This window comes from Pseudonocardia kunmingensis (assembly GCF_006716445.1).
In the GTDB taxonomy this organism is placed as follows: domain Bacteria; phylum Actinomycetota; class Actinomycetes; order Mycobacteriales; family Pseudonocardiaceae; genus Pseudonocardia; species Pseudonocardia kunmingensis.
In genome coordinates this window covers 495,584-512,446 of record NZ_VFPA01000004.1, presented here as the reverse complement: position 1 = coordinate 512,446, position 16,863 = coordinate 495,584, and the positions used below count along the sequence as shown (strand labels likewise).

Below are 16,863 nucleotides of genomic sequence, written 5' to 3'. Positions count from 1 at the left end.
ATCGTGTGATCGGGGCTGCGCTCATGTGAGCGGGCCACCCGCGAGGCCGGAGGGACGACACGCAATGAGGCGATCGAGCATGCGAGCGGCCTTGCTCGCCCTCGTCGTGCTGCTGACGAGCACCGCCTGCGCGGGGTGGGGCGGCAGCGTCGGGGGCGGCGGGCCGAACAGCATCACCGTGCTGATGGTCAACAACCCGCAGATGGTGGACCTGCAGCGGCTCACGGCCGAGCACTTCACGCGGGAGACCGGCATCAGCGTGGACTTCACGGTGCTGCCCGAGAACGACGTGCGCGACAAGATCAGCCAGGAGTTCTCGAGCCAGGCAGGCCAGTACGACGTCGCCTCGCTCTCCAACTTCGAGATCCCGATCTACGCCCGTAGCGGCTGGATCGCGCCCATGGACCCCTACATCCAGAACGACCCGGAGTTCGACCAGGCCGACATCCTCCCCTCGATGGTGGAGTCGCTCAGCGGGCCCGACGGGCAGGTCTACGGCCAGCCGTTCTACGGCGAGTCGTCCTTCCTCATGTACCGGGCGGACGTGCTGGAGGCCGCCGGGATCACCATGCCGGAGAAGCCGACCTGGCCGGAGGTGGCCGACATCGCCGCCCGCCTGGACGGCGTGCAGCCCGGGATGGCCGGGATCTGCCTGCGCGGCCAGCCGGGATGGGGCCAGGTCTTCGCGCCGCTCACCACGGTGGTCAACACGTTCGGCGGCACCTGGTTCACCGAGGACTGGCAGGCACAGGTCGACGCGCCGGAGTTCCGCGAGGCCGTGCAGTTCTACGTGGACCTGGTGCGCGAGCACGGCGAGGCGGGCGCGCCGCAGGCCGGCTTCACCGAGTGCCTCAACAACATGGTCCAGGGCAACGTCGCGATGTGGTACGACGCCACGTCCGCGGCGGGTTCGCTGGAGGCCGCCGACTCCCCGGTCCGCGGGAAGATCGGTTACGCCCCCGCGCCCGTGGTCGAGACCGACAGCGCGGGTTGGCTGTACGCCTGGTCGTGGGGGATCCAGGCGGCCAGCGAGAAGAAGGACGCCGCGTGGGAGTTCGTCTCGTGGGCGTCGAGCAAGGAGTACGAGCAGCTCGTCGGCGAGCAGGTCGGCTGGTCGGACGTGCCCGCGGGCAAGCGGGCGTCGACGTACGAGAACCCGGACTACCTGGCCGAGGCGGGCGCCTTCGCCGAGCAGACCCGGGCGGCCATCCAGAGCGCCGACCCGCGCAACCCGGGCGTGCAGCCCCGGCCCGCGCTCGGCATCCAGTTCGTCGGGATCCCGGAGTTCCCGGATCTCGGCACCCAGGTGTCGCAGGAGGTGAGCTCGGCGATCGCCGGGCTGGTGACGGTGGACGAGGCCCTCGAACGGGGCCAGCAGCTGGCCGACGACGTGGCGGAGCGGTACCGCGCCCGGGCGGAGGGTGAGTCATGAGCACGGCATTGGAACCGCGCACGTCGCCCGAGGCGCGTCCCGGGCCCGGCCAGGACACCGCGATGCGGCGCGCCGGTGACTGGGCGCGGCGCGCCCCGTTGCTGCCCGCGCTGATCTTCCTGATCATCGTGACGCAGCTGCCGTTCCTCGGCACGCTGGTCATCTCCTTCATGAACTGGAACGCCTACTACCCCGACGAGCGCGGGTTCGCCGGCTTCGACAACTTCCGCCGGGTGCTCACCGACGTCAACACGCGCGACTCGATCGTCACCACGATCGTGCTCACGGTGTCGGTGGTGCTGGTCAGCCTCGTGCTCGGGCTGCTGATCGCGCTACTGCTGGACCGGGCGTTCCGCGGCCGCGGGTTCGTCCGCACCATGATGATCACGCCGTTCCTCGTGGTGCCGGTGGCGGCGGCGCTGGTGTGGAAGCACGCGCTCTACAACCCGGAGTACGGGCTGTTCAACGGCGTGCTGACCTGGATCTTCGGGGAGGACGCCCCGCAGCCGGACTGGATCTCGACGATGCCGCTGACGGCGATCATCGCGTCGCTCGTCTGGCAGTGGACGCCGTTCATGATGCTGATCCTGCTGGCCGGACTGCAGAGCAAGCCGCTCGACGTGATCGAGGCCGCCAAGATCGACGGCTGCTCGTCGTGGCAGATCTTCCGGCACATGACGTTCCCGCACCTGCGCCAGTACCTGGAGCTGGGGGCGCTGCTCGGCTCGATCTACATCGTGCAGAACTTCGACGCGGTCTTCACGATCACCTCGGGTGGCCTGGGTACCGCGAACCTGCCGTACACGATCTACCAGACCTTCTACAACGCGCAGGACTACGGCCGCGCCTCCGCCGCCGGCGTCATCGTCGTGATCGGGACGATCATCATCGCGACCCTCGCCCTGCGCACCGTGTCGTCGCTGTTCCGCGAGGAGGGGGCCCGATGAGTGCCGCGACCCTGGACACGCCGCGCACCGCGGCCCCGCGGGTGAACCCGCCGCCCCGCAACCCGGTCGGGTCCGTGCTGACGGTCGTGGCGTGGATCGTCGGGGTGCTGTTCGTGCTGCCGGTGCTGTGGATGGCGCTCACGTCCTTCCACAGCGAGGCCGACGCCGCCACCAACCCGCCGTCGCTGTTCGCGCCGCTCACCCTGGACGGCTACGCGAACTTCTTCGGCGCGCAGACCGGTGCCAGCCCGTGGCCGCCGCTGCTCAACTCGCTGACGGCGAGCGTGCTGTCCACGGCGCTCGTGCTCGTGCTCGCGATCCCGGCGGCGTACGCGCTGTCGATCCGGCCCGTGCGCAAGTGGACCGATGTGCTGTTCTTCTTCCTGTCCACGAAGATGCTGCCGGTGGTGGCGGGCCTGCTGCCGGTGTACCTCATCGCGCAGAGCATCGGGATGCTCGACAACATCTGGTTGCTGATCATCCTCTACACGTCGATGAACCTGCCGATCGCGGTGTGGATGATGCGTTCGTTCCTCGCCGAGGTGCCGGTCGAGGTGCTCGAGGCGGCCTCGATCGACGGCTGCTCGCTGCCGCGCACGCTGCGCACCGTCGTCGTGCCGATGGTGCTGCCCGGGATCGCGGCCACGTCGCTGATCTGCTTCATCTTCAGCTGGAACGAGCTGCTGTTCGCCCGCGTGCTCACCGCCACGACGGCGCAGACCGCGCCGGTGTTCCTCACCGGCTTCGTCACCAGCCAGGGGCTGTTCCTGGCCACGGTGTGCGCGGCGTCGGTGGTCGTGTCCCTGCCGGTGCTGATCGCCGGGTTCGCGGCGCAGGACAAGCTCGTGCAGGGGCTCTCGCTGGGGGCCATCAAGTGAGGGCCGCGGTGATCGGTGCCGACTCCGTGACCGTGGAGACGGTGCCCGACCCGGCGCCGGGGCCGCGGGAGGTCGTGGTGTCCGTCGCCGGGTGCGGGATCTGCGGCACCGACCTGCACATCGCCGAGGGCGAGTTCGCCCCGACGCTGCCGGTCGTGCCCGGTCACGAGTTCGCGGGCGAGGTGGTGGCGCTCGGGGCGGACGTCACCGAGCTGCGGGTGGGCGACCAGGTGGCCGTCGACCCGTCGCTGTACTGCCACGAGTGCCACTACTGCCGCCGCGGCCGGGGCAACCTCTGCGAGCGCTGGGGCGCCATCGGCGTCAGCACGGCGGGCGGGGCCGCGGAGTTGGCGGTGGCCCCGGTGGCCAACTGCGTGCGACTACCGGACGGCGTCACACCGGCCGACGCCGCGCTGGTCGAGCCGCTGTCGTGCGCGGTGCGCGGCTTCGACGTGCTCGCGCCGCAGCTCGGGGACCACTTCCTCATCTACGGCGCCGGCACGATGGGCCTGATGATGATGGAGCTGGCGAAGCGGGCGGGCGCGGCGAGCGTCGACATGGTCGACCTGAACCCGGCCCGCCTGGAGACGGCGCGCGAGCTGGGCTGCACGGCCACCGTCACGAGCGCCGACGAGCTCGACCGGCCGCGCGGCTGGGAGGTGGTCGTCGACTGCACGGGCGTGGTCGCGGCCATCGAGGACGGTCTGGGCCGGGTGGCTCCCGGCGGTACGTTCCAGCAGTTCGGCGTGGCCAACGAGGGGGCCACGGCCTCGTTCTCGCCGTACCGGATCTACAACAAGGAGATCCGGGTCGTCGGCTCGATGGCCGTGCTGCACAGCTTCGAGCGGGCCGCGGAGCTGTTCGCCGAGGGCGTGATCCGCCCGGATGTCATGATCAGCCACCGGATGGGGCTGGAGGAGTACCCGGCCGCGTTGGAGCAGTTCCGCCAGGGCGTCGGGCGCAAGATCCAGGTGATGCCGCACAAGTGATCCGGCCACTCCCGTCCGTGGCGCTCACACACCGGCCGACCTGCTCGTTCAGATTTTGATCACTGTCGCGCGTCCGGCGCACAGCGCGGTGAGGTCGTCCGGGTCCGAGGTGAGGATCGTGACGGGGCCCGCGGCCGCCAGGGCGGTGGCGCTGAGGATCGCGTCGAGGGCGTGCCTGTGTCCGTGCCGGCCCGCCTCGCCGAGGAGCGCCGGGGCGGCTGTTGGGGCGTCGCACACCGACTTCAGGGCTGGCACATCGGTTGCAGTCGGTGTGTCAGCTCCACAATCGGTGTGCCGGGCGGCTCATCGGCGAACCGTCGGACCGCGATCCTATGGTCGCCCCGTGTCGATCCTCGAGCTCCGCCAGTACACCCTCCACCCGGGTCGCCGGGACGAGCTGATCACGCTGTTCGAGCGGGAGTTCGTCGAGCCCCAGGAGGAGCTGGGCGTTCGGGTCGTCGGCACGCCGGAGCCCACGGCCCGGTCCGCCCTGCGCTGAAGGCGTGAACGGCTACCGCACAAGTGACCGCTCAGTCGTCGTCGGCCGGCGGGTCGGACATCCGCCAGGCCACGACCAGCGACGGGAGCGCCGCCACCGTCGCCATGAGCGCGGCGAGCAGCAGGACCAGTGCCGCGCTCGGGATCCCGGCGTCCCGCCCGTCGTCGGGCAGGGCCGCCATGACGGCGAAGTAGGTGACGAAGAGCAGCATCAGCGTCAGCCGGTGCGCACGGGCGTGGCCGTCGAGCCGTTCCTCCACCTGCCGCTCGTCCAGCAGGTGCCGGGGCAGCCCGACGGTGCCCCGGGTGCTCAGCGAGAGCGTGCCCCAGATCCACGCGCCGGCCAGGCCGACGACGGCGAGGATCACGAAGCACGTCACCATCGCCGTCGTGCTGGGCGCCAGCACCCAGGACACCGCCGTGTTCACCCACAGCAGCCCCAGGGCGACGGCGCCGACGATGACCAGCCGCCGCCTGCCGCGCCGGTCGGCGTACCCGGCCGGGACCTCCCCCTGGATCCTGGCCAGCATCTTCACGTCCCGCTGGGTGCGAGGCTCCATGGTGCGCTCCTTCTTCCTAGGTGTTCGTGCTGCCGAGGCGGGGGAACGGCGTCAGCGAGAACACGACCTCGACCGGCACCTCGAAGTGCGCCGCGATCCGCAGCGCCAGGTGCAGGCTGGGTCGGTACTCGCCGCGCTCGAGGTAGCCGACGGTCTGGTAGTGGACGCCGAGCGCCTCGGCCAGCTCCCGCCGCGACACCCCCCGCTCGGCCCGCAACACGGCGATGCGGTTGTGGACGAGCTCCTTCTCGGTCGTCACCTTGCTCCCCTCTGCGGTACATCTGCAATCGAAGATAGCAGACCTACTACATCTGTTATGGGAGGGCGATGTACGCCGCCGAACTGGACGCAGTGTCCGGATGCGAGTAGAAACGGACGCGACGTCCACTTCAATCCTGGAGGCTGTCGTGCCCGGCCTGCTCCACCTCGACGCGAGCGCCCGTTCCACCTCGTTCTCCCGCCGGCTCGGCGCCCGCTTCGCCGACGGCTGGCGCGCTGCGCACCCCGGCGCGCCCTACGTCCACCGCGACCTCGCGGCCGACCCCGTCCCGTTCGTCGACGAGGCGTGGACCGAGCTGTGCGACGAGCTGATGCGGCGGCGGATCACCGATCCGCGGCGCTACCCGGAGGTCGTCCAGACCCCGGCGCAGCGCGCGGCCTGGGCCGTGGTCGCCCCGCTGCTCGACGAGCTGCTCGCCGCGGACGTCGTGCTCGTGGCGACGCCCATGTACAACTTCACGGTCCCCGCCGCGCTCAAGGCGTGGATCGACCAGGTCACGTTCCCGCGCATGTCGCTCGCGGGCACCCGGTTCGTCGTCGTCTGCGCCCGCGGTGGCACCTACCTCCCGGGCACGCCGCGCGCGGCCGTCGAGCACGCGGCCGAGTTCCTGCGCGACTTCCTCGACGGCCACTTCGGCGTCACCGACGTCGAGCTCGTGACCCCCGAGCTGACCAACGCGCTCGTCGACCCGGTGCTCGCCGGGCGCCGTGCCGAGCACGAGGCGTCGGTGGTGGATGCCGAGGCCGCCGTCGACCGGCTGGTCGCGGCGTGCTCGCCGGCGGCGGTGTGAGCGGCCAGGCGGCGGAGGCGGGGACGACGCGCATGAGCGGATGGATGTGGTTGCTCGCGGCCGGCGTCGTGGAGATCGCGTGGGCGCAGAGCATCCCGCCCACGAAGGGGCTCACCCGGTTCTGGCCGAGCGTGCTGTGCATCGCGCTGTGCGTCGCGATCATCTGGCTGCTGGCGCGGGCCACGCTCGACGGCGTCCCGGTGAGCACGGCGTACGTGGTGTTCACCGGGATGGGGGCCGCGGGTGCGGTACTGCTCGGGCTGGCGGTGCACCACGACCCGGTCACGCCGGTACGGCTCGGCGCGCTCGTGCTGATCACGACCGGAGTGCTGCTGGCGCACGCGGGGTCGGCACCCGCGGGGGCGCCGTAGCGTTCGGGCGGGCGAGCCCGTCCGGAACGATCAGGAGCTGCCGCGGCCTGCGGCGCGCGCGCCGTCGAGCACGGCGCGCCCGGCTCGGGTGATCGCGTCCGTGCGCACGGTCGGGTCGGCGTCGAGGTAGCCGCGGACCATCGCACCGTCCCGCAGGATGACCAGTTGGTCGGCCACCGCCGCGCCGTCGGGGATCGCCATCTCCCGGAGGAGCTCCTGCAGGAAGGTCGCGAACCAGGCCCGGTGGGCCGCGACGGCCTTCCTCGCCGGATGGGCGGGGTCGGCGTACTCGGCCGCGGCGTTGATGAACGGGCATCCGCGGAACCCGGGCGAGCAGCTCATGTCCCCGATCACGCCCGCGATGGCCAGGAGGGTGCCGCAGGCGTCGCCGGCCTGGCTGCGCAGCTGTTCCAGCGCGTGGCGCTCGAGCGCGGAGCGGCCGTCGAGGTAGGCCAGCACCAGGTCGTCCTTCGAGGGGAAGTGCCGGTAGAAGGTCACCTTGCTGACGCCTGCCGCGGCGATCAGCCGGTCCGCGCTGACGGCGCGGATCCCCTCGGCGTAGAAGTGCTCGTCCGCCGCCGCGAGGATCCGGTCCCGCACCGGCGACGGCCGTGGCGGGGCCGCCTCGTGGGCCCGTCGGGCTGCCCGGGTCAACGCTCCACCTCGTCTCGCGTCGCAGTCCCCCTGGTCGAGTGGGGTAGACGTACCAGTCACTGTACGGATGACGGCGGGCATGGCCCGGGTCACATCCCCTTGCCGCGAGCCGGTCCGGAGGACACTGTGACAGATGTAGACGAACTAGTACGTCTGCCTGACTCACCTCGGAAGGACTTCCATGGCCACCGCTGCTGCTCCGACCGCGGCCGGAATCGCGTCGGCTCTCCGACGGCTGTACGTCGTCCGCTTCGCGTTCGCACTCGTCTGGGCCGGGTTGCTGTTCGCGACCGCGTCGAGCATCGGGCTCGTGAGCGCGGCGCTGCTCGTGCTGTACCCGCTGTTCGACGTGGCCGCCGCGATCGTCGACGCCCGTTCGTCGCGGGCGAGCAGGTCCGCGCCGGGCCTGTACGTGAACATCGTGATCAGTTCGCTGGCCGCGATCGGGTTGGTCGTCGCCGTCACGTCCGGCATCCCGGCCGTCCTGCGCGTGTGGGGGATCTGGGCCGTCGTGGCCGGGCTCGTCCAGCTGGTCGTCGGCGTCACGCGGCGCAAGCTGGGCGGGCAGTGGGCGATGATCGCAAGTGGGGCGATCTCGGTCCTCGCCGGAGCGTCGTTCTTCACGCAGGCGTCCGGGGACGCGCCGTCGCTGGGCAGCCTGGCGGGCTACGCCGTGCTCGGCGGGATCTTCTTCCTCGTCTCGGCGCTCCGCCTCGGCCGCGCTGCGACGGCGAACTGACCCGAGCCCGTGCGAGGGCTCGCGCGGCGTCAGGGGCCGACGCGGACGTCCACGCCCGGGCCGAGCGGGATGTCGAACGCGTAGAACACGGTGAGGATCGCGACCCACGCCAGCCAGAACGGCACCACGAACGGCACCATCTTCGCGATCACGGTGCCGAGCCCGGCGCTGGGCTGGTAGCGCCGCACGAAGGTGAGCAGCACGATCATGTACGGGTTGAGCGGGGTCATGACCTGGGTGGCGGCGTCGCCCACGCGGAACGCGCCCTGCACGAAGCCGGGTTCGTAGCCCAGCAGCAGGAACAGCGGTACGAACACGCTGGCCATCAGCGTCCACAGGCTGGAGCCGGACACGATGAACAGGTTGAGCAGCGACGCGAGCACCACGAACCCGAGGATGGCCGGGTAGCCGGTGAGCCCGATCGCCTCCAGCAGCTGTGCGCCGGAGACGGCCAGCCAGGCACCGATGTTGGTCCAGGCGAAGAGCGCGATGAACTGCCCGAGGATGAACGCGAGCACGATGAAGCCGGACAGGTCCTTCAGGGCCCGGCCCATCAGCATCGGCACGTCGGCGCCCCGCCGGATCGACCCGGCGCCGATGCCGTAGGCCAGCGCCGGCACGAAGAAGGCGAGGAACACGAGGGTGACCACGGAGTCCAGCAGCGGGGACTCGGGGAGGTAGCCGCCGGTGTCGTTGCGCAGCGGGGAGCCCGGCACGAGCACCAGGACGAGCACCGCGACCGTGAGCAGCAGCAGGGTGATTCCCGCGGCACGCAGGCCGCGCCGTTCGGCGGGGGTGACGGTGGCGCTCACCGGCTCGGCCATCGGGTCGGTGCCCTGCTCCTGACGGGCCGGTCCGGTGGCGGCCTTCCCGTCGTCGGCGTCGACCTCGGTGTCGGGGAACTGCGAGCGCACGAGGCCCGGCTCCACCACGCGGTCGATGATCACGCCGGCCAGCAGGCTCAGCACGATCGCCGAGGCGATGTTGAAGAAGTAGTTCGAGATCGGCGTGACGGTCGTGGCGGCCATGGGCAGCGTCGCGGCCACGCTGTTGGTGATCCCGGCGAACAGCGCGTCGAGGCTCGTGACCAGCAGCGATGTGGAGTAGCCCGCACCCGCGGCGGCGAACCCGCCGATCAGGCCCGCGACGGGGTGCCGCCCGGCGGCGCGGAACACGATCGCGGCGAGCGGGGGGATGATGATGAACGCCGAGTCGGCCATGACGCTGCCGCTCACCCCGATGAACCCGAGCGCGTAGGGCAGCAGCCAGCGCGGGGCGCGGGAGAACGCGAGGCGGATCAGGGCCGCGAGCATGCCCGTGCGCTCGGCGAGGCCCACCGCGAGCATGATCGTCACGACGGTGCGCAATGGCGGGAACCCGATGAAGTTCTCCGCCAGGCCGGTGAAGAAGAACTCCAGGCCCGCGCCCGTGAACGCGCCGCGGACCGGCGTGCTCTCGGCCTCGCCGGGGATCGTGACGGTCACGCCGAACGCGGCCATCGCCGACGACAGCACGGCCACCACGAGCGTGAGCCACGCGAACAGGATGAACGGCTCGGGCAGCCGGTTGCCGGTGCGCTCGATCCAGTCGAGGGCGCGGTCGAGGCGGCCGGGCGGGGCGGACGGGCTGGCGTCGGTCACGGCGGCCTCCTCGGGCGACGGGTCAGTCGAAGAACGTCGGCACGTCGAGCGGCCCGCCGGCCGCGGTGAACTCCGCCTGCACGGCATCGCGCAGCGCGGGGTCGGCGAGGTAGTCGACGGCGGTGAGCGCGAGGCCGACGGCGCCGTCGCGCACGGCGCGGTCCCCGGCGGGGCCGCCGGCGGCCTCGGCGAACCCCGCCGTGTGCAGGGCGACGGCCGGGTCCGACACGGCGATCATCGGGTGGATGGCGGGCAACCGGAAGCTGAGGTTGCCCAGGTCGGTGGAGCCGGTCAGGAACTCGGGCACCACACCGGGCGGCAACGGCCTGCGCCCGACCGGCTCCTGGTTCACCGCCCAGCGCCCCGCGAGGGCGTGGTTGAAGCGGATCGGCAGGTACGGCGGGAGGGCGTCCCAGTGCAGCTCCACCCCGCAGCCGGTCATCGCCGCGGCGCCCCGGGCGATCCCGGTGACCCGTTCCGCGAGGTCGCGCAGCGTCTCCGGGTCGGCGGAGCGCAGGTAGAAGAGCAGGGCAGCCCGTTCGGGGACGACGTTGGGGCGGGCGCCCCCGTCGGTGAAGATCCCGTGCACCCGGTCGCTGCCGGGAAGGTGCTGGCGCAGCGCGGCGACGCCCTGGTAGGCGGCCACCGCCGCGTCGAGGGCGTTGCGGCCCATGAACGGCTGCGCCGCCGCGTGCGCCGCGACGCCGTGGAAGACCATCTCGACCTGCCTGCGGCCGAGGAACGGGTGCATCGCGACGTCGTGGGTGAACGGGTGCAGCATGATCACGGCGTCGAGGTCGTCGAAGACGCCGGCCCGTGCCAGCACCTCCTTGCCGCCGCCGCCCTCCTCGGCGGGCGTGCCGATCAGCGACAGCCGCCCGCCGACCCGCTCCTGGACCTCGGCCGCGGCCAGGAACCCGCCGACCGCAGTGGCACAGATGATGTTGTGGCCGCAGGCGTGGCCGATCCCGGGCAGCGCGTCGTACTCGGCGAGCACACCGATGTGCGGGCCGTCGGCGCCGCGGGTGGCGACCAGCGCCGTGTCGAGACCGCCGACGCCGACGCGGGCGCTGTGCCCGTGCCGCTCCAGCAGCCGCGCCACCGCCTGCACCGAGCGGTGCTCGGCGTAGCCCTCCTCGGGGTGGGCGTGCAGGTCCTGGCTGAGCGCGACGAGCTCGTCGCCGTGCCCGCGGACGGCGTCGAGCACCGCTCCCCGGACGTCGTCCGGGGCGCCGGCGTGCGCGGAGCCGAGCGGCTCGGCCTCCCGGACGGCCCGTTCCACGGCGGCGTCGAGAGCGCGCAGGTAGCTGTCGTCGGGCGGCGACGGTCGCGTCGGGTCCGGCTCGGGCATGATCGGCACCCTAAACCCGTGACGGGCCCGGCGTCGCCACTCCGCCTACCGCGCTGTCGGGTCGAGCTGCTCGCCGGCAGCGGCGAGGCGTTCCAGAGCGTCGGTCATCCCTTCCCACGCGGCCTCGGTGTCGCCGTCGTGCGCGTGCGGTGCCCGGAACCAGGCGATGAACTCGACCAGGTCGGCGAGGGTCCAGCGCAGCCGGTAGAGCGCGAGGGCGGCGGGGTCGGGCGCGACGCCGGTCAGGTCGGTGTACCGGGTGAGCGCGGCGGGGGTGTCGGCGAGCACGGCGAGGTCGCGTTCGGGGACGGCGAGGCCGACGGTGTCCCAGTCGATCAGGAGGTAGCCGCCGGGACGGCGGAGCAGGTTCCCCGGGTGCGGCTCGCCGTGGGTGACGACGAGCGGGCGCCCGCTGCCGCGGACCTGCGCGACGAGGCGGTCGGCGTCCTCGAGCCGGGCCCGCACGGTGGGCGAGTGGGTGGCGAGCGCCGCGCGGGCGGGCTCGGCGAACGGGCCGCCGCTCCACGGGTCGTCGAGCGTGGCGAGCGCTGCCTCGATGGCAGCCCGGTCGGGCACGGCGGGGTCGTGGGCCGGGGTGGTGGCCGGCGGGACCACGGAGTGCAGCCGGGCGAGCAGGTCGATGACCTCGTCACGCCGATCGGGCGTCAGCTCGGTGTAGAAGTCGAAGGACTCGGCCTCGACGTGGGGGAACACGCTCAGCGCCCAGCGCTGGTCGAGCCGCGCGACCGCCTCCCCGTCCCGCGCGCGGTGCGCGGCCAGGACGAACTCCAGGTCGGCGTCGTCGCGCAGCGACGAGGCCGTGGCCGTCGCGTCGCGGAAGCCGGCGAGCGCGCTGTCCGGGTCCGGCCCGCACTGCGGCTTGTGCGTCAGGTCGGACAGCTTGACGAACCAGGCTCGCCCGTCGGCACCGGTCACCGCCCAGTGGTAGTCACCGAAACCCACCGGCAGGTAGCGCATGTCGCGGGCCTCGATCGCGTAGTGCGCGGACAGGCCGGCGGCAACACCTGCATCGGTGAAGGCGTCGGGGCGGTTCTCCACGGGTTCGTCCTTCCGGGCTCGCGGGCAGCTCGTTCAGTGCAGCTCGTCGATGGCCCGCTGGATCCTCTTGATCGACACCGGGTACCGGGTGCGCATCGGGTGGGCGTACAGGCCCACCCGCAGCTCCTCGATCATCCAGCGGATCTCCCGCAGCGCCGGGCCCGGCACGACGCCCGGCGGCAGCGCGGCCACCTCGGCGGCGTACTCGTCGGCGACCACGCCGACCTGTGCGGTCCACTCGGCGTCGCGGGCCGGGTCGGCGCGCAGCTTCTCGATCCGCCGCTCCACGGCCTGCAGGTAGCGGGCGACGTCGGCGAGGCGGGGGGCGCCCGCCGCCGTCGCGAAACCGGGGCCGACGAGCGCGTCGACCTGGGCCGTGATGTCCGCGACGCCGGCGGCGAGCACGGGCGCACGCAGGTCGGACAGCTGCGCCTGCACCCGGTGCCAGGCCGTGAGCACGCCGCGCACGGCCTGCAGCACCTGCAGCGTGGTGGCGGCCAGCCGGTCGGCGAAGAGCTTGCGCAGCCGCGCGTAGGAGCGCTCGTCCCACGCCGGCCCACCCGCGGCGCTGATCAGGTGGTCCGCCGCGGCGGTGACGCAGTCGTCGAGCAGCGCGGCCACCGACCCGTGCGGGTTGCGCGACAGTGCGAGCTTGGCGGCGTTGTCGAGGTCGCGCTGCACCTGCCGCACCGGTGACGGCGTGGCCAGCAGCAGGAGCCGCCGGACGCCGCAGTGGTGGGCCGGGTCGCGCTCGGCCGCGGTGGGGAAGACCCGCACGTCCACGTTCGTGCCCCGGTCGACGAGGCCGGGGTAGCCGGTGACCGTGTGGGTGCCGCGCCGGATCGGGTGCTCGCGCGGCAGCGTGCCGAGATCCCAGTCGGTGACCCCGGTGCGCTCGATGTCGACACCCGCGGCCGCCAGCTCCTCGCGCACCTTCGGCGCGAGCTTCCGGCGCAGCGCCTCCAGGTCGGTGCCCGCCGCGACCTCGCGGCCCCGCTCGTCCACCACCCGGAACGTCACGGTGAGGTGCTCGGGCAGCCGGTCGAGCTCCCACGCCTCCCGCGGGATGTCGATGCCGCGCATCCGACCCAGCTCGCGCTCCAGGCCGTCGAGCAGCGGCTCCTGCCCGGCCCGCAGCCGGGCCAGCACGGCGCGGGCGTGGTCGGGCGCGGGGGAGTAGAGGCGGCGCAGCTGCTTGGGGAGGGTGCGGATCAGGGCGGTGACCAGCTCCTCGCGCAGCCCGGGCACCTGCCACGTGAACGGGGTCGGGTCGACCTGGTGCAGCGCGGCCACCGGCACGTCCACCGTGACGCCGTCGCTGCGCGCGCCGGGCTCGAACGCGTACGACAGCGGCAGCGTCAGCCCGCCCGCCTCGACGTGGTCGGGGTAGGCGCCGCGGTCGACCCCCGCGGCCTGCGCGGTGCGCAGCATCTCCTCGGTGAAGTCGAGCAGCTCCGGGTGCCGGCGCGACTCCTTCTTCCACCACGAGTCGAAGTGCCGCCCGGAGACGACGTGGGCCGGGATCCGCTCCTCGTAGAACGCGACGAGGGTGTCCTCGTCCACCACGAGGTCGCGACGCCGGGCCCGGTGCTCCAGCCCCTCGACGTCCTCGAGCAGCTCCCGGTTGGCGTGGAAGAAGCGGTGCCGGGTGTCCCAGTCGCCCTCGACGAGCGCGTGCCGGATGAACAGCTCGCGCGAGGTCTCGGGGTCGATGCGGCCGTAGTCGACCGTGCGGCCGACGACGATCGGGATCCCGTGCAGCGTGACGCGCTCGGTGGCGACCGCCGCGGCGCGCTTGCGCGACCAGTGCGGCTCCGAGTAGGTGCGCTTGACCAGGTGCCCGGCCAGCGGCTCGATCCACTCGGGCTGGATCCGGGCGACCGTGCGGGCGAACAGCCGGGAGGTCTCCACCAGGTCGGCGGCCATCACCCAGCGCGGTGGCTTCTTGGCCAGCGGCGAGCCGGGGAAGATCATGAACCGGGCACCGCGGGCGCCGAGGAACTCCCGGCCGGTGCTGCGGCGATCGCCCTTCTTGTCCTTGCCCCCGTCGCCGTCGTCGCGCAGGCCGACCTGCGAGAGCAGCCCGGACAGCACCGCCATGTGGATGCGGTCGGCGTCGGCGTCCACGTCGTTGGGGGTGAGACCGGCGTTGCGGGCGGCCTGGCGCAGCTGGGAGTGCAGGTCCTGCCACTCGCGGATGCGCAGGTAGTGCAGGAACTCCTCGCGCAGCAGGCGGCGGAACCTGTTGCCGGACAGCTCCTGGCGCCGGTCGGCGACGTAGCGCCAGAGGTTGAGCAACGCCAGGAAGTCCGAGCCGCCGGCGTCGAGGGTCGAGTCGCCGACCGTCCACTCCCCGGCGAAGCGGGCGTGCTTCTCGTCGGCGGCCTGGCGCTGATCCTGCGGGCGCTCGCGGGGGTCCTGCACGGACAGCGCGGCGGCGATGACGAGCACCTCGCGCAGGCAGCCGTTGCGGTCGGCCTCCACGAGCATGCGGCCCAGGCGGGGGTCGACCGGCAGCGCGGCGAGCGCCCGGCCCACGGCCGTGAGCGTGCGGCCCTCGAGGGCACCGAGCTCCTGCAGCAGCGCGAGCCCGTCGCCGACGGCGCGCGCGTCGGGCCGTTCGACGAACGGGAACTCGGTGAGCTCGCCGAGGTCGAGGGAGATCATCTGCAGGATGACCGACGCGAGGTTCGTGCGCAGGATCTCCGGGTCGGTGAACTCCGGGCGCGCGTCGAAGTCGTCCTCGCTGTAGAGACGGATCGCGATGCCGTCGGCCACGCGGCCGCAGCGCCCGGCGCGCTGGTTGGCGCTGGCCTGCGAGATCTTCTCGATCGGCAGCCGCTGCACCTTCAACCGCCGCGAGTAGCGGGAGATGCGGGCGGTGCCGGTGTCGACGACGTAGCGGATGCCCGGCACCGTCAGCGACGTCTCGGCGACGTTCGTGGCGAGGACGACGCGCCGGCCCGGGTGCGGTGCGAACACCCGGTGCTGCTCGGCGGTGGACAGCCGCGCGAACAGCGGCAGGATCTCGGTGTTGTGCAGGCCCCGCTTGACCAGGGCGTCGGCCGTGTCGCGGATCTCGCGCTCGCCGGGCAGGAACACGAGGATGTCGCCGTCACCCTCGCGCTGCAGCTCGGCCACGGCGTCGCCGATGGCGTCGAGCTGGTCGCGGTCCGGGTCGTGGTCCGGATCGTCGAGGTCGACCACCGGCCGGTAGCGGACCTCGACGGGGTAGCTGCGGCCGGACACCTCGACGACGGGCGCGTCGAAGTGCTTCGCGAAGCGGTCGACGTCGATGGTGGCCGAGGTGATGATCACCTTGAGGTCCGGCCGGCGCGGGAGCAGCTGCGTGAGGTAGCCGAGGATGAAGTCGATGTTGAGGCTGCGCTCGTGGGCCTCGTCGATGATCAACGTGTCGTACTGGCGCAGCATCTTGTCACCGGACAGCTCGGCGAGCAGGATGCCGTCGGTCATCAGCTTGACCAGCGTGTTCTCGCCGACGTGGTCGGTGAACCGCACCTTCCAGCCGACCGTCCCGCCCAGCTCGGTGCCCAGCTCCTCGGCGATGCGCCCCGCCACGGTGCGCGCGGCCAGCCGCCGCGGCTGCGTGTGGCCGATCAGGCCGGTGACGCCGCGGCCGAGCTCGAGGCAGATCTTCGGGATCTGCGTGGTCTTCCCCGAACCCGTCTCACCGGCGACGATCACGACCTGGTGGTCGCGGATGGCCGCGGCGATGTCGTCGCGGCGGGCGCTGACCGGCAGCGCCTCCGGGTAGCGGACCGCGGGCACGGCGGCGCGGCGCGCGGCCATGCGCTGTTCTGCGGTGTCGACGGCCGCCGCTATCCCCGCGGCCGCCCGGGCGCGGGCCTGCCCGTCGCGGGTGCGGCGCGCGGTGTCGAGGCGGCGGCCGAGGCGGTGCGCGTCCAGCAGGGACAGGGCGGGGATGCGCTCGGCGAGCGCGTCGAGCTCGGCATCGGAGACCGGTGGGGCGTCGGGGGGTACGGGCGGCTCCTCGGCCGCGTCCCGGCGGCGGCCGCCACGGCGACGGGGCCTGCGGCGCCCCGGCCGCCCGTCATCGGCGCTCCCGCGGCCCGGCCGGTCGCCACCACGGGCCACCTCGCTGCCCGGGTCGCCGTCGCGGGAGGGGACGGCGGGCGGGGACGGGTCGGCCTGCGCGGGGCGCGCGTCAGCGGCTCGGGCCGCGGGAGAGGACATCGGGGGAAGAGTCTGCCTGGGGTCGGGTGTCAGACGGAGCGTAGGGCGGGGAGGATCTCGTCCGCGACCGGATTGTCGCTCGCCGGGTGCTCGACCAGCGCCAGCACCCGGTTGGACAGGAAGCGGGCCGTGCGGACGGTGCTGCCGCCGCGCGTGGTCTCGCTCACCTCGACGACGCCCCTCGACTGGGTGATGCCGACCTTGCGGCCGGCGCGCGTGGCCGCGATCTCGTACGTGCGCGTGGTGCCGCTGCCTGCATCGATGACGATCTCTACGCGGTCGCCCTTCATGGTGTTCGCCGTCCTCGCTCGTGGTTGCCGCTCTCCGGGTACAACGACCGTCGCCGATCGAGAATTCCCAGCTCAGCGACACTGACCCGAGGTGGAGGAGGGCGGCGCTGTCGGGGGCAGCGCCGCCCGGCAACCGCGTCGACGGCAGCGGGATCGCCGGACGCGGCAGG

16 protein-coding genes and 1 pseudogene are annotated in these 16,863 nt (G+C 72.9%); 8 read left to right on the top strand and 9 right to left on the bottom strand.

The features are described 5' to 3' along the window. Positions 1-79: 79 nt before the first annotated feature. The 4 genes from FB558_RS32215 to FB558_RS32200 are packed head-to-tail and all read left to right on the top strand — an operon-like array spanning position 80 to position 4,246. Positions 80-1,432 carry an ABC transporter substrate-binding protein gene (locus FB558_RS32215; protein WP_246106910.1) on the top strand — a complete coding sequence of 451 codons (1,353 nt, stop codon included), beginning with the start codon at positions 80-82 and terminating at the stop codon, positions 1,430-1,432. Next, positions 1,429-2,379, top strand: a complete 951-nt coding sequence (locus tag FB558_RS32210) for a carbohydrate ABC transporter permease (RefSeq protein WP_142060031.1) — start codon at positions 1,429-1,431, stop codon at positions 2,377-2,379. The genes FB558_RS32215 and FB558_RS32210 overlap by 4 nt, the downstream gene beginning before the upstream one ends. Then, the gene (locus FB558_RS32205; protein ID WP_142060029.1) at positions 2,376-3,257 is read left to right on the top strand and encodes a carbohydrate ABC transporter permease; all 882 of its coding nucleotides are present in this window, start codon (positions 2,376-2,378) and stop codon (positions 3,255-3,257) included. The genes FB558_RS32210 and FB558_RS32205 overlap by 4 nt, the downstream gene beginning before the upstream one ends. Beyond that, positions 3,254-4,246, top strand: coding sequence for a zinc-dependent alcohol dehydrogenase family protein (locus FB558_RS32200; protein WP_142060028.1), 993 nt, complete (start codon positions 3,254-3,256; stop codon positions 4,244-4,246). Before FB558_RS32205 ends, FB558_RS32200 begins: the two co-directional genes overlap by 4 nt. Before the next feature lie 48 nt (positions 4,247-4,294). Here the strand turns inward: FB558_RS32200 and FB558_RS32195 are convergent, their stop codons facing one another. Next, the gene (locus FB558_RS32195; protein ID WP_211367004.1) at positions 4,295-4,483 is read right to left on the bottom strand and encodes a hypothetical protein; all 189 of its coding nucleotides are present in this window, start codon (positions 4,481-4,483) and stop codon (positions 4,295-4,297) included. 106 nt (positions 4,484-4,589) lie between these two features. On the opposite strand from FB558_RS32195, the pseudogene FB558_RS32190 reads away from it, so the two are divergent. Beyond that, a pseudogene (locus FB558_RS32190) lies at positions 4,590-4,709 on the top strand (NIPSNAP family protein); the annotation flags it as partial. A 67-nt stretch (positions 4,710-4,776) separates the two neighbouring features. Here the strand turns inward: FB558_RS32190 and FB558_RS32185 are convergent. Next, positions 4,777-5,304, bottom strand: coding sequence for an MHS family MFS transporter (locus tag FB558_RS32185; protein WP_142060026.1), 528 nt, complete (start codon positions 5,302-5,304; stop codon positions 4,777-4,779). A 16-nt stretch (positions 5,305-5,320) separates the two neighbouring features. Continuing rightward, positions 5,321-5,563, bottom strand: coding sequence for a helix-turn-helix transcriptional regulator (locus FB558_RS32180; RefSeq protein ID WP_142060023.1), 243 nt, complete (start codon positions 5,561-5,563; stop codon positions 5,321-5,323). A gap of 148 nt (positions 5,564-5,711) precedes the next feature. Between FB558_RS32180 and FB558_RS32175 the strand changes: the two genes are divergently transcribed. Together FB558_RS32175 and FB558_RS32170 are read left to right on the top strand one after the other, a co-directional pair. Continuing rightward, positions 5,712-6,374, top strand: coding sequence for an FMN-dependent NADH-azoreductase (locus FB558_RS32175; RefSeq protein ID WP_211367003.1), 663 nt, complete (start codon positions 5,712-5,714; stop codon positions 6,372-6,374). 32 nt (positions 6,375-6,406) lie between these two features. Beyond that, complete coding sequence (locus FB558_RS32170) at positions 6,407-6,745, top strand: DMT family transporter (RefSeq protein ID WP_142060021.1); 339 nt, start codon at positions 6,407-6,409, stop codon at positions 6,743-6,745. A gap of 30 nt (positions 6,746-6,775) precedes the next feature. Here FB558_RS32170 and FB558_RS32165 read toward each other — a convergent pair whose 3' ends face one another. Then, a complete protein-coding gene (locus tag FB558_RS32165) occupies positions 6,776-7,399 on the bottom strand; it encodes a TetR/AcrR family transcriptional regulator (protein ID WP_211367002.1) in 624 nt (207 codons plus the stop codon). Positions 7,400-7,580: 181 nt separating this feature from the next. Between FB558_RS32165 and FB558_RS32160 the strand changes: the two genes are divergently transcribed. Then, a complete protein-coding gene (locus tag FB558_RS32160) occupies positions 7,581-8,138 on the top strand; it encodes a hypothetical protein (protein ID WP_142060017.1) in 558 nt (185 codons plus the stop codon). 29 nt (positions 8,139-8,167) lie between these two features. Here the strand turns inward: FB558_RS32160 and FB558_RS32155 are convergent, their stop codons facing one another. Genes FB558_RS32155 through FB558_RS32135 form a run of 5 tightly spaced genes read right to left on the bottom strand, consistent with a single transcriptional unit; the run spans position 8,168 to position 16,693 of the window. Further along, positions 8,168-9,778 (bottom strand): AbgT family transporter, encoded by a 1,611-nt coding sequence (locus FB558_RS32155; protein ID WP_246106909.1) that lies wholly within the window; start codon positions 9,776-9,778, stop codon positions 8,168-8,170. Positions 9,779-9,800: 22 nt separating this feature from the next. After that, complete coding sequence (locus FB558_RS32150) at positions 9,801-11,129, bottom strand: M20 family metallopeptidase (RefSeq protein ID WP_142060013.1); 1,329 nt, start codon at positions 11,127-11,129, stop codon at positions 9,801-9,803. A 45-nt stretch (positions 11,130-11,174) separates the two neighbouring features. Further along, positions 11,175-12,188, bottom strand: a complete 1,014-nt coding sequence (locus FB558_RS32145; RefSeq protein WP_246106908.1) for a phosphotransferase — start codon at positions 12,186-12,188, stop codon at positions 11,175-11,177. A gap of 33 nt (positions 12,189-12,221) precedes the next feature. After that, positions 12,222-16,403 (bottom strand): ATP-dependent RNA helicase HrpA, encoded by a 4,182-nt coding sequence (gene hrpA, locus FB558_RS32140; protein WP_142060011.1) that lies wholly within the window; start codon positions 16,401-16,403, stop codon positions 12,222-12,224. A 29-nt stretch (positions 16,404-16,432) separates the two neighbouring features. Then, positions 16,433-16,693 carry a hypothetical protein gene (locus FB558_RS32135; RefSeq protein ID WP_142060009.1) on the bottom strand — a complete coding sequence of 87 codons (261 nt, stop codon included), beginning with the start codon at positions 16,691-16,693 and terminating at the stop codon, positions 16,433-16,435. Positions 16,694-16,863 lie beyond the last annotated feature (170 nt).